This is a genomic window from Streptacidiphilus monticola, assembly GCF_042658505.1.
GTDB classification, from domain to species: domain Bacteria; phylum Actinomycetota; class Actinomycetes; order Streptomycetales; family Streptomycetaceae; genus Streptacidiphilus; species Streptacidiphilus monticola.
Genome location: NZ_JBHSQJ010000135.1, coordinates 335 through 535, shown reverse-complemented (window position 1 = coordinate 535; position 201 = coordinate 335). Strand labels below are relative to the sequence as shown.

Below are 201 nucleotides of genomic sequence, written 5' to 3'. Positions count from 1 at the left end.
TCATCAACGCCAGAAGTGAAACTGCGGCCGGCAGCCGGATGTTCAGGCCACTCTGGGAGCACGGACGGGCCATTGTTTTTGCTGACGGCTGGTTTGAGTGGAAACAGCAAAACGGCGTGAAACAGCCGTTTTTCATTTACCGTAAGGACGGAAATCCGCTCCTGCTCGCTGCCATCGGGAAACCACCTTTTGAGAACGGCA

1 protein-coding gene is annotated in these 201 nt (G+C 55.2%); it reads left to right on the top strand.

What is annotated here, in order from left to right; genetic code table 11:
* Nucleotides 1–201 (top strand): SOS response-associated peptidase family protein (locus tag ACFP3V_RS26710; protein WP_380588577.1); only part of this gene is annotated, 201 nt, incomplete at both ends.